The sequence below is a fragment of the Mesorhizobium sp. M4A.F.Ca.ET.020.02.1.1 genome (assembly GCF_004022645.1).
Taxonomy (GTDB): Bacteria; Pseudomonadota; Alphaproteobacteria; order Rhizobiales; family Rhizobiaceae; genus Mesorhizobium.
Genome location: NZ_RZOI01000471.1, coordinates 1 through 4973, shown reverse-complemented (window position 1 = coordinate 4973; position 4973 = coordinate 1). Strand labels below are relative to the sequence as shown.

6 protein-coding genes are annotated in these 4973 nt (G+C 62.0%); all 6 read right to left on the bottom strand.

The annotated features are described in order from the left end of the window. On the bottom strand, positions 1-460 hold a 460-nt coding region (locus EN742_RS24410; RefSeq protein ID WP_189375549.1), incomplete at its 3' end, for an aldo/keto reductase. 134 nt (positions 461-594) lie between these two features. Continuing rightward, entirely contained in the window at positions 595-1737 is a 1143-nt protein-coding gene (locus tag EN742_RS24405) for a Gfo/Idh/MocA family oxidoreductase (protein WP_126058250.1), read from the bottom strand. Between the two features lie 11 nt (positions 1738-1748). Continuing rightward, positions 1749-2495, bottom strand: coding sequence for a sugar phosphate isomerase/epimerase (locus tag EN742_RS24400; RefSeq protein ID WP_127405787.1), 747 nt, complete (start codon positions 2493-2495; stop codon positions 1749-1751). 47 nt (positions 2496-2542) lie between these two features. After that, positions 2543-3640 (bottom strand): ABC transporter ATP-binding protein, encoded by a 1098-nt coding sequence (locus tag EN742_RS24395; RefSeq protein WP_128333375.1) that lies wholly within the window; start codon positions 3638-3640, stop codon positions 2543-2545. After that, complete coding sequence (locus tag EN742_RS24390) at positions 3640-4560, bottom strand: carbohydrate ABC transporter permease (RefSeq protein ID WP_245455782.1); 921 nt, start codon at positions 4558-4560, stop codon at positions 3640-3642. The genes EN742_RS24395 and EN742_RS24390 overlap by 1 nt, the downstream gene beginning before the upstream one ends. 7 nt (positions 4561-4567) lie before the next feature. Beyond that, positions 4568-4973 (bottom strand): sugar ABC transporter permease (locus tag EN742_RS24385; RefSeq protein ID WP_148670226.1); only part of this gene is annotated, 406 nt, incomplete at its 5' end.

Here is a 4973-nt window from a genome sequence, read left to right as displayed (position 1 = left end):
CGAGCGCGCCCATCGTCTCTTCCAGCGGCGTATCGGGGTCGAAACGGTGCGAATAGAAGATGTCGACATAGTCGAGGCCCATCCGCTTCAGGCTCTGGTCGAGGCTGGCAAGCACATATTTGCGCCCGCCCCACTCGCCATATGGCCCCGGCCACATCTCGTAGCCGGCCTTGGTCGAGATGATCAGCTCGTCGCGATAGGCGGCGAAATCGGTGCGCAGGATTTCACCGAAGGCAGTCTCCGCCGAGCCGGGCGGCGGACCATAGTTGTTGGCGAGATCGAAATGCGTGATGCCGAGATCGAAGGCCCGGCGCACGATCGCCTGCTTGGTCTTGTGCGGCGTGTCGTTGCCGAAATTGTGCCACAGCCCGAGCGAGATCGCGGGCAGCTTCAGGCCGGACCGCCCACAGCGGTTGTAGAGCATTTTCTCGTAACGGTTTTCGGCGGCGACGTAGGGCATGGGAAATCCTCGCATCTGAACGGATTGGGCATGGTTCACCGCAACGCGATGACCATGCCCTGCGGCCCACCCTTTACCCTCTCCCCAAGGGAAGCGGGAGAGGGCTGGTAAAAATTATCGATAATCGCAGCGATCTACTTCTTCTTGACCAGCAGGTCCTTTGCTTCCTTGACGCCAAGTGCGGCTGGCCGCTCGCAGGTCGTCTGCATGGCAACGAACTTGCCCGTTTCGCCCGAGCGCAACAGGCCGGTCATCACATCGACGGCGTGCAGCGCCAGCTCCATCGAACAGCGATGCGGCCGTCCCTCGGCGATCGCCAGCGCCATGTCGGCGAGGCCGGCGGTGCGGTAGTTGGCCATCATTCCTTGCGAATGCATTTCGTTCGGGACGCCGAACGGATGCTTCCATTTCGGCAGCTTCTTGACCGGTTTCGCCGCCTCGGTGAAACGCACGTCGCCACCGAAGAAATTGGGATCCGGCACATACACTGATCCGGCCTCGCCATAGAGCTCCATCGGCGCATGACCATGGCTCCAGACATCCCAACTGGTGTTGAGCGTCACCACCGCACCGTTCTCGAATTCCAGCAAGCCGTGGATGGTGGTCGGCGTGTTGACCGGGATTTTCTCGCCCGCGCGCGGTTTGGACGAAATCGTCCGTTCCTTGGCCGGCGTCGAGGCGAAGGCCGCGACCTGCTTCACCGGCCCGACCAACTGGATCAGATTGGTGATGTAATATGGCCCGATGTCGAGAACCGGGCCGGCGCCGGGCTGGAAAAAGAAGTCCGGATTGGGATGCCAGTGCTCCATGCCATGACCCATCACATGGCAGGTGCCGCTGGTGATCTTGCCGAGCGCGCCGGTGTCGATCAGGTTGCGCACCAGCTGATGCGCGCCGCCAAGGAAGGTGTCCGGCGCCGAGCCGATGCGCAGTCCCTTCTTCTCGGCTCGGCCTTTCAGGTCGAGCCCCTCCTTGATCGACAGCACGAACGGCTTTTCCGAATAGACATGCTTGCCTGCGTCGAGCACCTCTTTCGATACCTCGTAGTGCACCGCGGGAATCGTCAGGTTGACGATAATGTCGATATCGTCCGCCTTGAGCAGCCCCTCGACCGTCTCGGCGCGCAGCTTGAACTCCTTCGCCCGCGCCTTCGCAGCGTCCATGTTGATGTCGGCGCAGGCGCGCATCTCGATGCCGCGGAACAGCGGCGCCAGCGAGAAATACGCTTTCGAGATGTTGCCGCAGCCGATAACGCCGATACCCAGTTTCTTTGCCATGTCGATTGTTCCTAGTAAGCCTTGACGGATGCAATGGAGCGGCGGGCGAAGCGCTCGATGTCGTTGGGGTTGTCCTGCTCCATGACAAAGTACCTGGCGGCGCTCTTGGCCCGCAACGTCTTGATCAGGCCGGCCCAGTCGATCGTGCCATGGCCGACATCCGACCAGCCGTCTTCGTCAAGGCCTTCGCCCGGCTTGGCGATGTCCTTGACATGGACGGCGCTGATGCGCTTGCCGTGCTTCTCGATCCAGGGCAGCGGATCCTCGCCGCCACGCACCACCCACGCGACGTCCATCTCCCAGCCGATGTCGGGCGCGACGGCAAACATGTGGTCCTGTGGCACCGAGCCGTCGGCAAGCTTCTTGAACTCGAAATCATGATTGTGCCAGGCAAAGCCATAGCCGGCCTTCTTTGCCGTCTCGCCCACCTTGGCCAGCCGTTCGCCGAAACCGCGCCAGCCGGCGGCATCGGCCGGCCTCTGCTCGATGACCAGATAGGGGCAGATCAAAAGCGTGACGCCGAGCGCATCGGCGATTTTGCGCACGCCGTCGAAGTCCTTCTCCAGCGCGTCGATCGAGAAATGCCCCGTGGGCATGGCCAGCCGGTTCTTGTCGAGCTCGGCGCGGAAGGCCTTGGGATCATCATAGACGCCGCCGAATCCTTCGACCTGGCTGTAACCGAGCTTGCCGAGCGTCTGCAGCACGCCGTCCCACGGCTGGAAATTGCGGGCGCTATAAAGTTGGAATGACCAGTTCATCGTCTCTATTCCGTTTTTACTTGGGGGATGGATCTGTTGGGATGTATCTAAAGGCGGTTGCCGGATTGGGCGTCGAAGAGCGAGGCGCGCATCGGATCGAAACCGATACTGACCGAATCCGCGTTGCTTGGCGTGCGCTCCGATGTCCCCCTGACGGTGAAATTCTGCCCGCCGAGCTTAAGCCAGACCAGCGTGTCGGAACCCATCGGCTCCACCACCTCGACATTCGCCGTCGCCGAAAACGGCCAGCCCGCGCCGCTGTTGAAGGCTACATGCTCGGGCCGGATGCCGAACACGGCCGGTCCCGGCGCCGGCTCCTTCTCGAAGGCATAGGTGCCAAGCGGAATGCGCACATCCTCGACGGCGAAATGCCAGTTGCCGTTGTCCTTCTCCAGACTGCCGTCGATGAAGTTCATCGCCGGCGAACCGAGGAAGCCGGCAACGAAGCGGTTGACTGGCCGGTTGTAGATCGTCTGTGGCGCATCGAGCTGCTGGATGACCCCGCCCCTCATGACGGCGATGCGGTCGGCGAGCGTCATCGCCTCGATCTGGTCGTGGGTGACGTAGATCATCGTGTTCTCGAGCTTGCGGTGCAGGAGCTTGATCTCGACGCGCAGTTCCGAGCGCAGTTTGGCGTCGAGATTGGAAAGCGGCTCGTCGAACAGGAAGACATCGACATCGCGCACCAGCGCCCGTCCGATCGCCACGCGCTGGCGCTGGCCGCCGGAGAGCGCCGAAGGCTTGCGCTGCAACAGCGGCTCGATCTGCAGGATCTCCGCCGCCCGCGCGATGCGTTTGGCGATCTCTTCCTTCGGTACGCCGGCAACGCGCAGTCCGAACGAGAGGTTCTTCTCCACCGTCATCTGCGGATAGAGCGCGTAGGACTGGAACACCATGCCGATGCCACGGTCCTTGGGCTCTTCCCAGGTGACGTTCTTGCCCTTGATGAAGATGCGACCGTCCGAGATGTCGAGCAGGCCGGCGATGCAGTTGAGCAGGGTGGACTTGCCGCAGCCCGACGGCCCGAGCAGCACGATGAACTCTCCCTCGGCGACGTCGAGGTTGAGAGTCTCCAGCACTGACACCGACCCGAAATTCAGCGACAGGTCCTGGATCGACACGCTAGGATTGGCGATGTCCATCATCATCCTTTCACCGCGCCGGCGGCGATGCCGCGCACGAAAAGCTTGCCGGAAATGAAGTAGACGATGAGCGGCACGAGGCCGGTCAGGATGGTGGCGGCCATGTTGACGTTGTACTCCTTCACGCCCTGCACCGAATTGACGATATTGTTGAGCTGCACCGTCATCGGATAAGTGTCCGGCCGCGTGTAGACGACGCCGAACAGGAAGTCGTTCCAGATGCCGGTGACCTGCAGGATGACGGCGACGACGAAGATCGGCAGCGACATCGGCAGCATGATGCGCAGATAGATACCCCAGAAGCCGGCGCCGTCGACGCGCGCCGCCCTGAACAGCTCTTCCGGCATCGAGGAGAAATAGTTGCGGAACAGAAGCGTCAGGATCGGCATGCCGAAGATCGAATGCACGATCACCAGGCCGCTCAGGCTGCCATAGAGGCCGATCTCGCGCAGGATGATGACGATCGGGTAGATCATCACCTGATAGGGGATGAAGGCGCCGACGATGAGGATGACGAAAAACGTGTCGGCACCCTTGAAGCGCCAGTTGGCGAGCGCGTAGCCGTTTACCGAGGCGATCGCGATCGACAGGATCACCGAGGGGACGGTGATACGCACCGAATTCCAGAAGCCGCGCGAGAGCCCGTCGCAATTGAGGCCGGTGCAGGCCTGCGACCACGCCTTGACCCAAGGCTCGAAGGTGATCTCCAGCGGCGGCGAGAAGATGTTGCCGAGGCGGATCTCCGGCATGCCCTTGAGCGAGGTGACGACCATCACATAAAGCGGCAGGAGGTAGTAGACCGCCACCACGATCAGCGTGCCATAGAGAAAGATGTTGCGGCGCGAGAACACGTGCCGCGGCTTCGGCCCGCTCGGTTCCGTGGCTTCGCGCCTGAGAGCATCGGCGGTGCTGGGCAGGGGGATGGCAAGCTCAGACACGCTTCTTGCCTCCGAATTCGAGATAGGCCCACGGCACGATGACGATCACCACCGACAACAGCATCATGGTCGATGCGGCAAAGCCCTGGCCGAGGTTCTGGGCGAAGAACATGTAGTCGTAGACGTATTTTGCCGGCACCTCGGAGGCGATGCCGGGCCCGCCGCTGGTCTGGGCCACCACCAGGTCATAGACCTTGACGATGCCGGCGGCGATGATGACCAGCGTGGTGATGAAGACCGGCCGCATCATCGGAATGACGATGAACAGATAGGTCTTCCACATCGGAATCCCGTCCACCCGCGCTGCCTTCCAGATATCCTCATCGATGCCGCGCAGGCCGGCGAGCATCAGGCACATGACGAGCCCGGTGCCTTGCCATAGCGCCGCGATCGATATG